Here is a 16,465-nt window from a genome sequence, read left to right as displayed (position 1 = left end):
GTCTGGTAGCGGGCTGTCTGAATAAGTTTTGCCCGCGAGGGCAAGTTTCCATAAGCAATTTCGAGAGACGGATGAACATCACCACCTTAGCCAAACGCACGTGCCTGCTTCTTTCGCTGATCATCACCCCGGCCGCCTGGGCGGTTGAAATGGTGCCGGCTTCCCCGCAACTGGCTGCCAAGGCCTGGGTCCTCATGGATGCCGCCAGCGGCAACGTGCTGGTCGAGAACAACGGTGACCAGCGCCTGCCCCCAGCCAGCCTGACCAAGCTGATGACCGCCTACATCGCGACCCTGGAAATCCGTCGCGGCCAGATCGGCGAGAACGACCCGGTCACCGTCAGCGAAAATGCCTGGCGCACCGGCGGTTCGCGGATGTTCATCAAGGTCGGCTCGCAAGTGACCGTGAGCGACCTGCTGCACGGCATCATCATTCAGTCCGGTAACGACGCCAGCGTGGCCCTGTCCGAGCACATCGCCGGCAGCGAAGACGCGTTCGCCGACATGATGAACAAAACCGTGGCTGACCTGGGCATGACCAACAGCCACTTCATGAACCCGACCGGCCTGCCAAACCCAGAGCACTACTCGTCGGCTCACGACATGGCGATCCTGGCGCGCGCGATTATCCGCGTCGACCCGGTGCACTACGCGATCTACTCCCAGAAGGAATTCTTCTGGAACAACATCAAGCAGCCTAACCGCAACCTGCTGCTGTGGCGCGACAAGACCGTCGACGGTCTGAAAACCGGCCACACCGAAGAAGCCGGTTACTGCATGGTGTCGTCCGCCGTACGTGATGGCCAGCGCCTGATCGCCGTCGTATTCGGCACCAACAGTGAGCAGGCCCGTGCGGCCGAGACGCAAAAACTGCTGACCTACGGTTTCCGCTTCTTCGAAACCCAGACCTTCTATCAGAAGGGTGCTGAGCTGGCGACCGCTCCGGTCTGGAAAGGCGCAACCTCGCAGGTCAAGGCCGGCCTGGCTGAAGACCTGACCCTGACCATGCCTAAAGGCCAGCTGAAAAAGCTCGCTGCCAGCATGACCATGAACCCGCAATTGGTCGCGCCAATCGCCAAGGGTGACGTGATCGGTAAGGTCGAAGTGAAGCTGGACGACAAGGTGGTGCACAGCGCCGACCTGATCGCGCTGGACGCCGTCGACGAAGGTGGTATCTTCCGCCGCGTGTGGGATAGCATCCGTCTATTCTTCTACAGCTTGTTCAACTGATTAGTGTGCACCTGCAAAGCCCCGTGTTGATCCGACACGGGGCTTTGCCCGTCGCCACGGCTTACGCTTACGAGGCCGTTTCGCCATGACCGATAAAGAAGTAGAAGTAAAGGCGCCAAAGATCGAATTCCCAGTGACGGATTATCCCGTCAAGGTGATCAGCGATACCGGCGTGGGCCGCAAGGACAAGATTCTCGAGATCGTCAGAAAACACGCGACGATCAACGACAACCGTGTGGACGAGCGTCAGAGCTCCACCGGCAAATACACCACGATCCAGTTGCACATCGTTGCCACGGATCAGGACCAGCTCTACAACATCAACAGTGAACTGCGGGCCACCGGCTTCGTGCACATGGTGCTGTGATGTCGCATACCCTGGGCTTTCGCGAGCTCGGCCAGATGGACTATGAGCCCGTCTGGCACGCCATGCAGCGCTTCACCAATGAGCGCGGCAGCTCGGCCCCCGATGAGATCTGGCTGGTGGAACACCCGCCGGTATTTACCCAGGGCCAGGCCGGCAAGGCCGAACATCTGCTGCTGCCGGGTGATATTCCGGTGGTGCAGGTCGACCGAGGTGGCCAAGTGACTTACCATGGGCCGGGTCAACTGGTGGCGTATCTGCTGCTGGACGTACGCAAGCTTGGGTTTGGCGTACGCGACCTGGTGAGCCGCATGGAGGCTTGCCTGATCGAGCTGTTGGCCAGTTACGGCGTGACCGCCGCGGCCAAGCCCGATGCACCCGGTGTGTATGTGGACGGCGCGAAAATCGCCTCCCTCGGTTTGCGCATTCGCCACGGTTGTTCCTTTCATGGCCTGGCCTTGAACGTGGACATGGACCTGGCGCCGTTTCGGCGGATCAACCCGTGCGGTTACGCCGGGCTGGCGATGACCCAACTGAGCGACCACGCCACACCGATTAAATTTGCCGAGGTAAGTGCCCGGCTGCGTGCGCAGCTCGTCAAACACCTCGACTATGCTGAGCAGACGACCCTCACGGGCGGAATCGACTGATTATGACTACTGATGCAGTGCAAACCATGATCCCGACGCTGGACATCACCGAGCGTCCGGCCCCGGCCCCGCGTGCCAAGGTGGAAGCCGGCGTCAAGCTGCGCGGCGCCGAGAAGGTTGCACGCATCCCGGTCAAGATCATCCCGACCACCGAACTGCCGAAGAAGCCTGACTGGATCCGCGTGCGCATCCCGGTTTCGCCGGAAGTCGACCGTATCAAGGCCCTGCTGCGCAAACACAAGCTGCACAGCGTGTGCGAAGAAGCCTCCTGCCCGAACCTGGGTGAGTGCTTCTCCGGCGGCACCGCCACGTTCATGATCATGGGTGATATCTGCACCCGTCGTTGCCCGTTCTGCGACGTCGGCCACGGCCGGCCGAAGCCACTGGACGTCAACGAACCGGAAAGCCTGGCCATCGCCATCGCCGACCTGAAACTCAAGTACGTGGTGATCACCTCGGTAGACCGCGACGACCTGCGTGACGGCGGTGCCCAGCACTTTGCCGACTGCATCCGCGAAATTCGCAAACTGTCGCCGAACGTGATGCTCGAAACCCTGGTGCCCGACTACCGTGGCCGCATGGACGTAGCGCTGGAAATCACCGCTGCCGAGCCGCCGGATGTGTTCAACCACAACCTGGAAACCGTGCCACGCCTGTACAAGGCCGCGCGCCCGGGTTCGGACTACCAGTGGTCGCTGACCCTGCTGCAGAAATTCAAGCAGATGATGCCGCACATCCCGACCAAATCCGGCCTGATGCTGGGCTTGGGCGAGACCGACGACGAAGTGATCGAAGTCATGAAGCGCATGCGCGAACACGACATCGACATGCTGACCCTCGGCCAGTACCTGCAGCCTTCCCGCAGCCACTTGCCGGTCCAGCGCTTCGTGCACCCGGACACCTTCGCCTGGTTCGCCGAGGAAGGCTACAAGATGGGCTTCAAGAACGTCGCATCGGGCCCGCTGGTACGTTCCTCGTACCACGCTGACGAACAGGCCAAGCTGGTCAAGGCCAGCCTGGTTTCGTAAGCCGGCCCCGATCCAATTGTAGAAGCCGGTTTGTGTGGGAGCTGGCTTGCCTGCGATAGCTTCACCTCGGTGCATCTGTTGCATCGAAGTGACCGCATCGCTGGCAAGCCAGCTCCTACAGTTGTTTCTGCGTCACCGATACGGAGAGCATGGATGACCACTCAACTCGCGGCCGCCGTACCTGCTTTACGCAGTGAAGGCACCATCGCCCTGATCGCCCCCGCCGGCCCTGCCGTGCTGGACGTTGAAAAAGCCGGGCAATGGATGCGTGCCCGTGGCTACGACCTGCGAATCTTTCCCGGTGTGTATGAGCGCGACGGCTACCTGGCCGGCAGCGATGACGTGCGCCTGCATGACCTCCATACCGCCTTCGCCGACCCTGAAATCGATGCGATCTTCTGCCTGCGCGGAGGCTATGGCACGCCGCGCTTGCTCGATCGCCTGGATTTCGACCTGCTGCGCGCCAATCCCAAGCCGTTCGTGGGTTACAGCGACATCACCGCGGTGCACCTGGCGATCAGCCGCTACGCCGGTTTCGTGACCTTCCACGGGCCGATGCTCAATGCCGACCTGCTCGGCGACAAGCAGCAACCCACCGAGTCTTCCTTGTTCAGCCTGCTGCGGGGGCAGATGGGCAGCGGCAGCCTGTTGGCACACCCGGTGGCGTACCCGTTGACCACGATTGAGCCTGGCATTGCCTGTGGGCGCTTGCTGGGTGGCAACCTGTCGATGATCGCCGCGGTCATGGGCACCCCGTTTGAAATCGACGCGCAGGGCATCATCCTGCTGATCGAGGACGTCAACGAGCCCATCTACCGCATCGACCGCCTGCTGACGCACCTGCGCCTGGCGGGCAAGCTTGCACAAGTGGCCGGTGTGCTGGTGGGGGATGTGGCGGGTGTGGACGCTGTGGCGCTGGAGCGCCTGCTAAAACAGACCTTCGCCCCGTTGGGCATTCCGGTGTTGTCTGGCTGGCGCAGCGGACATTGCGACCCGAACCTGACGCTGCCGATGGGCGCGCTGGTGCGGTTGGATGCCGGGGAGAAGCAGCTGGTGCTGGAGCAGGATGTCGTGCTCAAAGGCTGAGTTTGATGTTGCCTGTCACACCGCCATCGCAGGCAAGCCAGCTCCCACATTTGGAATGCATTCCCCTGTGGGAGCTGGCTTGCCTGCGATGGCGGTAGTTGCCTTACGACGCTCTACCGGGTCTGCATTGACTCCAGCAGTTTCACTGTCGGATAGCCAGCTCCCACATTTGGAATGCATTCCCCTGTGGGAGCTGGCTTGCCTGCGATAGCGGTAGTTGCCTTACGACGCTCTACCGTGTCTGCATTGACTCCAGCAGTTTCACTGTCGGATAGCCATCTGCCGGCCAGCCAGCTCCCACATTTGGAAAGCATTCCCCTGTGGGAGCTGGCTTGCCTGCGATAGCGGTAGTTGCCTTACGACGCCCTACCGGTTCTGCAGCGACTCCAGCAGTTTCACCGTCGGATAGCCATCTGCCAGCCAGCTCCCACATTTGGAATGCATTCCCCTGTGGGAGCTGGCTTGCCTGCGATAGCGGTAGTTGCCTTACGACGCCCTACCGGTTCTGCAGCGACTCCAGCAGTTTCACCGTCGGATAGCCATCCGCCGGCCAGCCCAGCGCCTGCTGGGCTGCACGAATCGCCTTGCGCGTGTTGGCGCCGATGATGCCGTCCGGGTTGCCGGCGTCATAGCCTTTGGCGCCCAGCGCCGTCTGCAGGTCAATGCGCTGGGAGCGACTCAGCGGCAGCTCATCCTTGGGCCAATCGCCACGAATCACGCCGCCGCCGGCGAAGCGCTCCGACAGCAGCCCCACCGCCAATGCATAGGACGACGAGTTGTTGTACTTGAGGATCGCGCGGAAGTTATCCAGCACCAGGAACGCCGGCCCACGGTAGCCGGCCGGCAGCAGCAGGGCGGCGGATAACGAATCGACATTCGGTGGCAGGCTCGCGCCAGGTGGCAACTGAATCCCCAACTTCAGCCAGTCGGCCACGCTTTTGCGGATGCCACCATCGGCGAGTGCATAGTCGAAGTTCGCCGGCAATTGCTTGACTTCAAAGCCCCACGGCTGGCCTTTCTGCCAGCCGGAGCTTTGCAGGTAATGCGCGGTGGAGGCGAGGGCATCGGCCGGGCTGTTCCAGATGTCGCGGCGACCGTCGCCGTCGAAGTCCACGGCGTGGGTATTGTAGGTCGTCGGGATGAACTGGGTCTGGCCCATGGCGCCAGCCCAGGAGCCTTTCATCTGGTCGGCCTGGATATCGCCGTGCTGGATGATCTGCAGCGCCGCGAGCAATTGCGCCTGGGCAAAGGCCGGGCGACGGCCTTCATAGGCGAGGGTCGCCAGGGAGCGGATCACGGAGTTGTTGCCCTGGAACTGGCCGAAGTTACTCTCCATGCCCCACACCGATACCAGCGCCTGACGGTCGACGCCGTAGCGTTGTTCGATGCTTTGCAGGGTGTCGGCGTACTTGATCAGCAGCGCCTGGCCATTGCGCACCCGCACCGGCGACAGCGCGCCGTCGAGGTATTCCCACACTGGACGGGAAAATTCCGGCTGGCTGCGGTCGGCACGAATCACGGCCATGTCGGGGGTGACATTGGCGAAGGCATTGTCGAACACGGCGGCAGTGATGCCGGCCTGCAGGGCTTGCACACGAAAGCCAGCCTGCCATTCGGCAAAGGTCTGGGTCGGTTGGATATCGAGGTTGTCCACGGCCAGCGGGGCGACGACGGCGGGCGCTGCGACAGGGGCGGTCTGGAGCGTCGGCAGGGGCTGGGCGTCAGCAGCGGTGGGTTTTTCCGCGCAGGCGACAAGCAGAATGAGGCTGGAGGCAGCGATCAATTGGCGAAGGTGCCAACGACGGGAAAGACTAGAGGGCATGCACAGGTCCAGGGATTACAAATCAGGTGCAGACCTTATCATGCCAGAGGGGCGCTTGCCTTCAGGCAGCCAGAAAGTAAGAAGCCTCCCAGCTATTAGACTGGAAGGCTTCGCGGCGGTAGCTGCCTTTGCCCTTGCCGGCGCGTTCCTGACGGCTGCGGAACAGTGGCTGGGCGATGATGGATTTGGCCTTGTTGGGGCCATGCTTGGATGGCTTTTTGCTCATGGTCGGTACTCTCGTGGGGTGGGGCAACGGCGCAAATAATCTGCCGAAGTTGCGCCGCTGTAAAGCCCGCTGATATGTCAGACCGTGCGCCATAACTTGTAGGAGCCTGCTTGCCGGCGATAGTGTTCTTGGCCTAGGGACTCATCGCCGGCCAGCCGGCGCCTGCAGGGCGCTGGGCTATTCGGCGGGCAATGTCAGGCGCTGGCCGGCCATCAACAGCGACAGGCGACTCAGGCTCATCCATGGCGAACCGGCCGCTTGGCCCTTGATCTGCGCATCGATGCGCTGCGCTTCCAGCAGCAGTTGCGCCCAGCGTTGCGCCGAGTGCCGTTGCAGGGCTTTGCTCATCAGGGGTTTGCGCTTGTCCCATACCGGCGGCCGGGCCTGGCTGAAGCATTTGTCCAGCGGCGTGCCCTGGCTGTATTGCAGGGAGATATTGGCCAGTACCCGCAGTTCGCGGGCCAGCGCCCAGAGAATCACCGGTGGCTCGACGCCTTCGCCGCGCAGGCCTTCGAGCATGCGCAGGGCGTGGGCGGGTTCACCGTTGAGGATCGCGTCCACCAGCCCGAACACGTCAAAACGCGCACTGTCGGCCACGGCGCCCTGGACGGTCTCGACGGTAATCTGCCCGTCTTCGGCCATCAGCTTGAGCTTCTCGATCTCCTGGGCGGCGGCAAGCAGGTTGCCTTCCACGCGGGCGGCGATCAGCTCCACGGCGTCCTGGGTCGCCGACAGGCCGGATTGGGACAGGCGCTGGCGAATCCATTGCGGCAACTGGTTGCTGTCCACCGGCCAGATCTGGATGAACTGGGTTTGCGCCCCTTCCACCAGGGCCTTGCCCCACTTGGTTTTCTGCGCGCTGCCGTCAAGTTTGGGCAGGCTGATCAACAGCACGGTGTCCTCGGCGGGGCGCGAGCAGTATTCCATCAGGGCGGCCGCGCCTTTGTCGCCGGGCTTGCCCGAAGGCAGGCGCAGTTCCAGCAGGCGCTTTTCGGCAAACAGCGACATGCTCGCGCCGGCTTGCAGCAACGTGCCCCAGTCGAAACTGGCGTCGGCGCTGAAGACCTGGCGTTCATCGAAGCCTTGCTGGCGTGCGGCGGTGCGAATCGCGTCGGCGGCTTCCTGGCACAGCAGCGGGTCATCCCCGCTGACAATGTAGACAGGCGCGAGGCCACCTTGCAGGTGTTTGGCGAGTTGGGCGGGGGCGAGTTTCATAGGCAGGGCGAACGGGGCGCCTGGGGCGCCCCGTCGGGCTTACTCGACTGGGACTTCAACAGGCGACTGTTTCGGCGTGTTGTCTTCGTACTCTTGCGCCGCTTTCAGCGCGTCCGCATCGGCCTTGGCCTTGTCGTCAGCGCGTTGTTGCAAGGTCGCGAGTTGTTCCGGGGTGATCATCGACAGGCGCAGGACCATGCGCTGTACCAGCTCACGACGCATTTCCTTGCGCACCTGGATGATTTCGGAGTCCGAGCCCACGAGGTTGTTGCCGTCGTGGCTGACGATTTTCTGCACCTGGATGTCGTCATTCATCAGGGGCAGGTGATCGCGACCCTGGACTTCAAAGCTGAGCACGGTGCTCAGTTCGATGTCGGAAGCACGGCCGGCACTGGCGTAGCTCAGGTTGCGCTGGGTCTCTTTTTCATTGGCCAGGAACAGCTTGTAGGTCGCGCCGGTGTAGACGTGAACGCCGCTGTTTTCCAGGACCTGACGCAGCTGGGTGACGGTTTCGCTGTAGGCGTCGCGGGCGCTGACGTCCAGTTCCTTGATCGCCAGTTCGTTGGTGCCGGTACCGCGCAGCTGGAAGCCGCAAGCGCTCAGCAGCACGGCGAGGCCCATAACCAGCAGGTTGCGTTTGATCATTTTGTTGCTCCCCTTGAAACCATGTGGGCCTTATCGAGGCCCTGAAGGCTTTGTTCGGCGCAGGGCTCAAGCCCTGCGCCCGATCCGATTAGCTAGCGACGATGTTGACCAGTTTGCCAGGCACCACGATCACTTTGCGGATCGTCAGGCCTTCGGTAAAGCGCAGCACGTTCTCGTTGACGCGTGCGACTGCTTCGACTTCCTCGCGAGTAGCGGTGGCCGGCATGTCGATCTGGCCACGCAGCTTGCCGTTGACCTGGATTACCAGCTGCAGCGTGTCCTGTACCAGGGCGCTGTCGTCCTGCACCGGCCAGCGCGCATCGATCACCGCGTCGCTGTGGCCCAGGCGGCTCCACAGGTCGTGGCTGATGTGCGGGGTGATCGGCGCGAGCAGCAGGGTGACTGTTTCCAGGCCTTCCTGTACCAGCGCGCGGTCCTGTTCGGTGGCCTGTGGGGCTTTTTCCAGCACGTTCATCAGCGTCATCACCTGGGCAATGGCGGTGTTGAACTTGTGGTTCTGGCCCACGTCCTGGCTGGCTTGCTTGATTGCCAGGTGGGTGCTGCGGCGAATGGCTTTCTGCTCGTCGCTCAGTGCTGCGACATCCAGCTTGCCCGGCAGGCCCTGGCTGATGTGGGCATGCGCCAGGCGCCAGACGCGCTTGAGGAAACGGTGCGAACCTTCGACGCCGGAGTCGGACCATTCGGCGCTCATGTCAGGCGGCGAGGCGAACATCATGAACAGGCGGCAGGTGTCGGCGCCGAACTGGTCGATCATCGACTGGGGGTCGACGCCGTTGTTCTTCGACTTGGCCATCTTCTCGGTGCCGCCGATTTCCACCGGCAGGCCGTCGGCGATCAGCTTGGCGCTGATGACCTTGGCTTTGCTGTCGCGCTCGAGCTCGACGTCGGCCGGATTGAACCAGGTGTAGGCGCCGTTGGCTTCGCGGCGATAGTAGGTCTCGGCGACCACCATGCCCTGGGTCAGCAGGTTCTTGAACGGCTCATCGGAGCTCACCAGGCCTTCGTCGCGCATCAGCTTGTGGAAGAAGCGCGCGTACAGCAGGTGAAGAATGGCGTGTTCGATACCACCGATGTACTGGTCTACCGGCAGCCAGTGGTCGGCCGCGGTTTTTTCCACCAGGCCGCCTTCATAGTGCGGCGAAGCGTAGCGTGCGTAGTACCACGAGGACTCGACGAAGGTGTCCATGGTGTCGGTTTCACGCTTGGCAGGCTGGCCGCATTTCGGGCAGTTGCACTCGTAGAACTCGGGCATGCGCGCCAGGGGCGAGCCAGCGCCATCCGGCACCACGTCTTCCGGCAGGACGACCGGCAGTTGGTCTTCCGGCACGGGGACGTCACCGCAGCTGTCGCAGTGGATGATCGGGATCGGGCAGCCCCAGTAGCGCTGGCGGCTGATGCCCCAGTCGCGCAGGCGGAACTGGGTGCGCGAGGCACCGAGGTTTTTCTTCACCAGTGCAACTTCGATCGCGTCGAAAGCGCCCTGGAAGTCCAGGCCGTCAAATTCACCGGAGTTGATCAGTGTGCCATGCTCGCCGTAGGCGTCTTGCCACGGGGCCGGGTTGGTGTCGCCCGAGCTGGTGCGCACCACGGACTTGATCGGCAGGCTGTATTTGGTGGCGAACTCGAAATCGCGTTCGTCGTGGGCCGGTACTGCCATTACTGCGCCATCGCCGTAATGCATCAGCACGTAGTTGGCGACCCACACCGGCAGTTTTTCGCCGGTCAGCGGGTGCTCGACGAACAGCCCGGTCGGCAGGCCTTTTTTCTCCTGGGTGGCGACGTCGGCTTCGGCCACGCTGCCGCCTTTGCATTCGGCGATGAACGCCTGCAGCTCAGGGTTGTTCTGGGCGGCCTGGGTGGCCAGCGGGTGCTCAGCGGCCACGGCGACGTAGGTCGCGCCCATCAGGGTGTCCGGACGGGTGGTGAAGACTTTGAGTGCGCCCGCTTCGCCGATCGAGTCGACGTTGTACGGGAACTGCACTTCCATGCCCTTGGACTTGCCGATCCAGTTGCGCTGCATGGTCTTGACCTGTTCAGGCCAGCCCGGCAGGTCATCGAGGCTCGACAGCAGTTCATCCGCGTAGGCGGTGATCTTGAAGTAGTACATCGGGATTTCGCGCTTTTCGATCAGCGCGCCGGAGCGCCAGCCGCGACCGTCGATCACCTGCTCGTTGGCCAGTACGGTCTGGTCGAGCGGGTCCCAGTTCACGGTGCCGCTCTTCTTGTAGATCACACCTTTTTCGAACAGGCGCGTGAACAGCCATTGTTCCCAGCGGTAGTAATCCGGCTTGCAGGTGGTCACTTCGCGAGACCAGTCCACCGCCAGGCCCAGGCTGCGCAGCTGGGTCTTCATGTAGGCGATGTTTTCGTAGGTCCACTTGGCGGGCGCCACGTTGTTTTTCATCGCGGCGTTTTCTGCCGGCATGCCGAAGGCGTCCCAACCCATGGGTTGCAGGACGTTCTTGCCTTGCATGCGCTGGTAGCGCGAGATGACGTCGCCGATGGTGTAGTTACGCACGTGCCCCATGTGTAGCTTGCCGCTGGGGTAAGGGAACATCGATAGGCAGTAGTAAGTCTCCTTGCCTGGCTGTTCACTGACTTCAAAGGACTTTTGCTCGTCCCAGAAGGTTTGGGCGGCATTTTCTATTTCACGGGGCTGATATTGTTCGTGCATGGCTACTTTTGAACTGAATAGGGGTGGCCTAATCCTCTTCGGTGCACTGTCCGGGTTGTTCGACACCAAAAAGCGGCGCGTCCGTGCCCAAACCCTGCGGGAAGTGGAGTTACAGGAAGCGCCGTAGCATACATGACCCCACTCTATCGAGGGAAACCCTGATTGCGCAGGCAGGGCCGTCTGTCGCGGCGCCAGGCAGGTGCAGCCACTAGGACTACGCTGTTTATTGGGGAATGAGTCATATCTTCAATGAGGTGAGGGGATGGTTGAATCGCAGCGAATCGCAACGAAACCGGAAATCTACGAAGGACTGATCGACCGATTGGGTCGTGCATTGGATGCAGCGAGAACAGCGGGCCGATTGCGTGATGAACGGCCTGTCGAGTTGGAACTGCGCGGTCTGAGCCGCGCGGAGCTGGAACTGATCAAGGCTTATCTGGAACGAAACGGGCGCAGTGCGCCTCCTTGGGTAGCACCCCCGCCAGCCAAGGAACCCACGCACTCAGCCAAGGTGGTGTGGCTCAAGGACTTGTCGGCCGGTCGCGGCCCGGAAAAGCTCCGGTCCGTCCGCTACAAGTAGTTCATTCCCCCCTGAGCTGCGTTATCGCGTCATGTCAGCGTAAAGATTGTCGCTAAACCCCGTTACACCTTAGGCTTCGGGCATCTATGGAGATGCCCGATGCCTATTCGCTATTTCATTAAACAACTGCTCTTGCCGCCCGGCATCCTCTTGCTGTTGCTGGCGCTTGCCTGGTGGTTTCGTCGCAGCCGCCCACGCTTGGCCGGTGTCTGTTTTGCCCTCGGGTTGGGCGGCATGTGGTTGATCAGCCTGCCGGTGATGGTGGAGTGGGGCGCCCGTGCGCTGGAGACCGAACCGCCGCTGGCGCGGGAAGACTGGTCGACCCTGGCCCTGCGCGCCGATGCCATTGTGGTGCTGGGCTCCGGCCGCGAACGCGGTGACCCGGCATGGGGCGCCGATCAGCCGACCGGTATCGGCCTGGAGCGCCAGCGCTATGCCGCGCGCCTGGCCAAGGCATCCGGGTTGCCGGTGCTGACCTCCGGCGGCCTGCATTACGGCACGCCGCCCAGCGAGGCCGAATTGATGGCGGTGTCGATGCACGACGACTTCGGCGTAGCGGTGCGCTGGAAGGAAGAACGCAGCCGTACTACCTGGGAAAATGCGCAAATGAGTGCCGAGATATTGCTGCCCGAAGGCATCAAGCGCGTGGTGGTGGTGACCCAGGCCTGGCACATGCCGCGCTCGGTGTGGAGCTTTGAAAAGGCTGGCTTTAGCGTGGTCCCGGCGCCGGTAGGCTTCCTGGGCGTGGAGAATGCCCGGCCGCTGGGCGGCTGGATGCCGGAATTCAAGTCGGTGTGGCAGAGCGGGCAGTTGATCAACGAGGCGGTGGGGCAGGTGGGTTATCGGTTGTTCTACCGCTAGCGCCGCCCTGCAAATGTGGGAGCGGGCTTGTTCGCGAAGGCGGTGTGTCAGTCAACGTAGCTGTTGGCTGAACTAACGCCTTCGCGAGCAAGCCCGCTCCCACATTGTTTTGTCGTGTCTGTCAGACTGTCTTGGCCATCCGGCTCGCCAGCAGCGCCCAGCCAAACAGCCCCAGGCACAGGATGATCAACGGCCACGAGCGCCATTGCAGGTACGGCGTGAGGTTGTGCATCGGCACCACTTCGCCGTACAGAATGCCGCGCTCGAATTGCGGGATCTGTGCGGTGATCTGCCCGAACGGGTTGATCAGTCCGGTCACGCCGTTGTTGGTGGCGCGGATCATCCAGCGACCCGCCTCCAGTGCGCGCATCTGCGCCATCTGCAGATGCTGCAGTGGGCCGATGGAGCGGCCAAACCAGGTGTCATTGCTGATGGTCAGCAGCAAGTCGCTCTGGGCCGACAGGCCGGCGGCAAATTCCGGGTACACCACTTCGTAGCACACGAACGGCGCGATCTGATAGCCCTTGGCCTGCAGCATCGCCTGGTCGGCGGGGCCGCGGGCGAAGTCCGACATCGGCAGGTCGAAGAAGGCGATCAGCCCGCGCAGCATGTCCTGCAGCGGTACATACTCGCCGAAGGGCACCAGCTTCTGCTTCAGGTAGGTGCCGTCGCCTTCACCCACCACGGTGACGCCATTGAAATAGCGCTTCTGGTGGTGCACTTCCTGGCGGATCGGAACACCGGTGATCAGTGCGGTGTGCCGGTCGGCGGCGAACTTGCCCATCATCCCCAGGTAGCCCTCGACGGATTCCTTGAGTACCGGCACGGCGGTTTCCGGCCACACCAGCAAGTCCACGGGCTTGGAGCTGAAGCTCATGTCGCGGTACAGCGCGAGCTGCGCATTGAGCTGCTCGGGGTCCCACTTCATGCTTTGTTCGACGTTGCCCTGGATGGCGGCCACGCTCAGTGGTGCGCCGGAAGGCGCAGTCCAGGCGTGATGCTTGAGGGCCAGGCCGATAGCCCAAGGGGCGACCAGCAAGACCATGCCCGCGCCGATAAAGGCATTGCGCTTGCTCGCCAGCAGGCGTGGCAGGTTGCACAACAGGGCCGCCGTCAGTGCCAGGGCAAAGGAGATCAGCCAGATCCCGCCGACAGGGGCGAGGCCCGTCAGCGGGCCGTCGAGTTGGCTATACCCGGAATACAGCCACGGGAAGCCGGTGAGGAACCAGCCGCGAAAGGCTTCCTGGCCGACCCACAGCGCGGCAAACGTCAGGGCATCGGCCAGTGGCGCTTCATTGCGACGCAGCCAGCGCGCCCACAACCAGGCGGGCAAGGCGAAGAACCAGGCGATGGCGGCAGTGAACAGCAGCATCAGGAAGCCTGCCAGCAACACCGAGGCACCGCCGAAGTGGTGGATGCTGTAGTAGATCCAGCTGGTGCCGGCGCCAAACAGGCCGAAACCGAAACACCAGCCACGGCCCAAGGCCTGGCGTGGTGTCAGCTCCCGCAGACCGATATAGAACAGTCCGACTGCCAGTAGCGCAAACGGCCACAGATCGAACGGCGCCAGCGCCAGGGTGGTGATGGCACCGGCCGCCACGGCCAGCAGGTTACCGGGCCAGCCGGGTGCGATCATACGGCGCATGTCAGTCCTTAACGGGCAATAGGTGTCAGGCGAATCAAGTGAATCCGGCGGCTGTCGGCATTCAGGATGCGGAAGCGGTAGGCGCCGATCTCGGTGGTCTCGTTACGCTTGGGCAAGTGGCCAAACGCACTCATCACCAGGCCGCCGACGGTGTCGAACTCATCGTCGGAGAATTCGCTGTCGAAGAACTCGTTGAAGTTCTCGATCGGCGTCAGCGCCTTGACCAGGAAATCACCGCTGGGCAGCGGCTTGATGTAGCTGTCTTCTTCGACGTCGTGCTCGTCTTCGATGTCGCCGACGATTTGTTCCAGCACGTCTTCGATGGTCACCAGGCCCGCTACACCGCCGTATTCGTCGATCACAATGGCCATGTGATTGTGGTTGGCGCGGAACTCGCGCAACAGCACATTCAGGCGCTTGGATTCGGGCACGAAGGTGGCAGGACGCAGCAGGTCCTTGATGTTGAAGTTGTCGCCGTTCTCCTTGAGGATCAGCGGCAACAGGTCCTTGGCCAGCAGGACACCCATGACGTCGTCATGGCTTTCACCGATCACCGGGTAGCGCGAGTGCGCCGAGTCGATCACGGCCGGGAGGAATTCCCGCGGGGTCTGGGTCGCCTTGATGCTGATCATCTGCGAGCGCGGGACCATGATGTCCCGAACCTGCAGGTCAGCCACCTGGATGGCGCCTTCGACGATGGCCAGCGCTTCGCTGTCCAGCAACTTGTTCTGATGGGCCTCGCGCAGCAGCTCCAGCAGCTCCTGGCGGTTTTTCGGCTCGTGGGCAAAAGCCTGGGTCAGTTTACCCAGCCATGACTTCTGCCCGTTGCTCGATCGGTCTTCGCTCATAGCGATTACTCTAAATCCTTTGATGTTTCAGTTGAGTGTTGATCAGTTTTCGTCGTCTGCATACGGATCGCGGTGACCCAATTCTGCAAGCAACGTTCGTTCCAGTGCTTCCATTTCTTCGGCTTCGTCATCGTCTATATGGTCGTAACCCAAGAGATGCAAGCAGCCGTGGATGACTAGATGGGCCCAATGGGCTTCAAGTTCCTTGCCTTGTTCCTTTGCCTCGCGCTCGACCACTTCGACGCAGATCACAAGGTCGCCCAGCAGCGGGATATCCAGCAATTCGTCGGGGACGTCGGCGGGAAAGGACAGCACGTTGGTCGCGTAATCCTTCTGGCGCCAGGTGTGGTTCAGTTCGCGGCCTTCGGGCTCGTCCACCAGGCGGATGGTCAGCTCCGAATCGGCGGTGCGCTGGCGCAGGGCCAGGGTGCACCATTGACGGAACTGTTCTTCGCTGGGGGCGGGCGCTTCGGTGGCCAGTTGCAGGTCAAGCTCAAGCATCGCGGCGGCTGTCCTTGGCGGGTGCGTCATCGCGATGATCGAAGCGCTCGTAGGCTTCGACGATGCGCTGCACCAGCGGGTGACGGACCACGTCCTTGGGCATGAAGTGCGTGAAGCTGATACCCGGCACGTCCTTGAGCACCTCGATCACCTGGGCCAGGCCGGACTTGGTGCCCTTGGGCAGGTCGACCTGGGTGACGTCGCCGGTGATCACGGCGGTGGAGCCGAAACCGATACGGGTGAGGAACATCTTCATCTGCTCGACCGTGGTGTTCTGGCTTTCGTCGAGGATGATGAAGCTGTTGTTCAGCGTACGACCACGCATGTAGGCGAGCGGGGCGATCTCGATCACTTGGCGTTCGATCAGCTTGGCCACGTATTCAAAGCCGAGCATCTCGTACAGCGCGTCGTAGAGCGGGCGCAGGTACGGGTCGATCTTCTGGGCCAGGTCGCCGGGCAGGAAGCCAAGCTTTTCGCCGGCCTCGACCGCCGGTCGCACCAGCAGGATGCGGCGCACTTGTTCACGCTCCAGGGCGTCAACGGCGCAGGCTACCGCCAGGTAGGTCTTGCCGGTACCGGCCGGGCCGATGCCGAAGTTGATGTCGTTACCGAGGATTTCCTTGACGTAGCGCTGCTGATTCAAGCCGCGCGGGCGAATCATGCCTTTTTTGGTGCGCAGGGCCACGCTGGCTTCGGCCACAGGGTTGTTGGCCAGGTCTTCCACGGCCGATTCCTGCAGGTACAGGTGCACCGTTTCCGGCGACAGCTCACTGCCCTTGGTTTCACGGTAGAGACGGCGCAGCAGGTTTTCTGCGGACGTGGTGTGCTGGGGTTCACCAATGAGCTCGAACTGATTGCCGCGGTTGCGGATCTCGATGCTCAGGCGTTGTTCGATCAGGCGCAGGTGCTCGTCGAACTGTCCGCACAGATTGGCGAAACGGCGAGCCTCAAACGGCTCGAGGAGAAAACGATGGGGTTCTGCTATGGGTGCGTTCAAGGTTGCTTTTAGCCGCCCTTTGGCTGTTTAGGTGAAATAGAGGATAACGCCAGCCGCCGGTGTGCGAAAGCAC

Annotated in this window: 16 protein-coding genes; 7 read left to right on the top strand and 9 right to left on the bottom strand. The window is 62.3% G+C overall.

The window, feature by feature from the left end:
• The first annotated feature begins 71 nt into the window (after positions 1-71).
• From JFU04_RS25935 to JFU04_RS25915, 5 genes are all read left to right on the top strand, one after another.
• Complete coding sequence (locus JFU04_RS25935; RefSeq protein WP_065910075.1) at positions 72-1,229, top strand: D-alanyl-D-alanine carboxypeptidase family protein; 1,158 nt, start codon at positions 72-74, stop codon at positions 1,227-1,229.
• A gap of 85 nt (positions 1,230-1,314) precedes the next feature.
• Positions 1,315-1,596: a DUF493 domain-containing protein gene (locus JFU04_RS25930; protein ID WP_043047980.1), complete on the top strand. Its 282-nt coding sequence runs from the start codon at positions 1,315-1,317 to the stop codon at positions 1,594-1,596.
• Positions 1,596-2,243, top strand: a complete 648-nt coding sequence (gene lipB / locus JFU04_RS25925; protein WP_065910077.1) for a lipoyl(octanoyl) transferase LipB — start codon at positions 1,596-1,598, stop codon at positions 2,241-2,243. The genes JFU04_RS25930 and lipB overlap by 1 nt, the downstream gene beginning before the upstream one ends.
• Before the next feature lie 26 nt (positions 2,244-2,269).
• Positions 2,270-3,271, top strand: a complete 1,002-nt coding sequence (lipA, locus tag JFU04_RS25920) for a lipoyl synthase (RefSeq protein ID WP_162473202.1) — start codon at positions 2,270-2,272, stop codon at positions 3,269-3,271.
• A gap of 153 nt (positions 3,272-3,424) precedes the next feature.
• Entirely contained in the window at positions 3,425-4,357 is a 933-nt protein-coding gene (locus JFU04_RS25915) for a S66 peptidase family protein (protein WP_201145959.1), read from the top strand.
• Positions 4,358-4,853: 496 nt separating this feature from the next.
• Here the strand turns inward: JFU04_RS25915 and JFU04_RS25910 are convergent, their stop codons facing one another.
• From JFU04_RS25910 to leuS, 5 genes are all read right to left on the bottom strand, one after another.
• Positions 4,854-6,179 carry a lytic murein transglycosylase gene (locus JFU04_RS25910; protein ID WP_201145958.1) on the bottom strand — a complete coding sequence of 442 codons (1,326 nt, stop codon included), beginning with the start codon at positions 6,177-6,179 and terminating at the stop codon, positions 4,854-4,856.
• 61 nt (positions 6,180-6,240) lie between these two features.
• Positions 6,241-6,405: an alternative ribosome rescue factor ArfA gene (gene arfA, locus JFU04_RS25905; protein ID WP_003176285.1), complete on the bottom strand. Its 165-nt coding sequence runs from the start codon at positions 6,403-6,405 to the stop codon at positions 6,241-6,243.
• Between the two features lie 177 nt (positions 6,406-6,582).
• Positions 6,583-7,620: a DNA polymerase III subunit delta gene (gene holA / locus JFU04_RS25900; protein ID WP_065910085.1), complete on the bottom strand. Its 1,038-nt coding sequence runs from the start codon at positions 7,618-7,620 to the stop codon at positions 6,583-6,585.
• A 39-nt stretch (positions 7,621-7,659) separates the two neighbouring features.
• Complete coding sequence (locus tag JFU04_RS25895; RefSeq protein WP_120450085.1) at positions 7,660-8,265, bottom strand: LPS-assembly lipoprotein LptE; 606 nt, start codon at positions 8,263-8,265, stop codon at positions 7,660-7,662.
• An 88-nt stretch (positions 8,266-8,353) separates the two neighbouring features.
• Positions 8,354-10,960 carry a leucine--tRNA ligase gene (gene leuS / locus JFU04_RS25890; RefSeq protein ID WP_201145957.1) on the bottom strand — a complete coding sequence of 869 codons (2,607 nt, stop codon included), beginning with the start codon at positions 10,958-10,960 and terminating at the stop codon, positions 8,354-8,356.
• 262 nt (positions 10,961-11,222) lie between these two features.
• On the opposite strand from leuS, the gene JFU04_RS25885 reads away from it, so the two are divergent.
• Both JFU04_RS25885 and JFU04_RS25880 read left to right on the top strand, forming a co-directional pair.
• Complete coding sequence (locus JFU04_RS25885; RefSeq protein WP_065910089.1) at positions 11,223-11,540, top strand: hypothetical protein; 318 nt, start codon at positions 11,223-11,225, stop codon at positions 11,538-11,540.
• 99 nt (positions 11,541-11,639) lie between these two features.
• Positions 11,640-12,401: a YdcF family protein gene (locus JFU04_RS25880; protein WP_201145956.1), complete on the top strand. Its 762-nt coding sequence runs from the start codon at positions 11,640-11,642 to the stop codon at positions 12,399-12,401.
• 121 nt (positions 12,402-12,522) lie between these two features.
• Here the strand turns inward: JFU04_RS25880 and lnt are convergent, their stop codons facing one another.
• From lnt to JFU04_RS25860, 4 genes are read right to left on the bottom strand one after another with little or no spacing between them, the layout of a single operon-like run.
• Entirely contained in the window at positions 12,523-14,046 is a 1,524-nt protein-coding gene (gene lnt, locus JFU04_RS25875; RefSeq protein ID WP_201145955.1) for an apolipoprotein N-acyltransferase, read from the bottom strand.
• Positions 14,047-14,054: 8 nt separating this feature from the next.
• Positions 14,055-14,894 carry an HlyC/CorC family transporter gene (locus JFU04_RS25870; RefSeq protein WP_015373027.1) on the bottom strand — a complete coding sequence of 280 codons (840 nt, stop codon included), beginning with the start codon at positions 14,892-14,894 and terminating at the stop codon, positions 14,055-14,057.
• Between the two features lie 42 nt (positions 14,895-14,936).
• Positions 14,937-15,395, bottom strand: coding sequence for an rRNA maturation RNase YbeY (ybeY, locus tag JFU04_RS25865; protein WP_120450077.1), 459 nt, complete (start codon positions 15,393-15,395; stop codon positions 14,937-14,939).
• A complete protein-coding gene (locus tag JFU04_RS25860; protein WP_065910097.1) occupies positions 15,388-16,392 on the bottom strand; it encodes a PhoH family protein in 1,005 nt (334 codons plus the stop codon). The genes ybeY and JFU04_RS25860 overlap by 8 nt, the downstream gene beginning before the upstream one ends.
• Positions 16,393-16,465 lie beyond the last annotated feature (73 nt).

Source organism: Pseudomonas sp. TH21 (assembly GCF_016651025.1).
Taxonomy (GTDB): Bacteria; Pseudomonadota; Gammaproteobacteria; order Pseudomonadales; family Pseudomonadaceae; genus Aquipseudomonas; species Aquipseudomonas aylmerensis.
The sequence above is the reverse complement of the archived record's forward strand: the minus strand, read 5'-3'. Positions and strand labels throughout refer to the sequence as shown.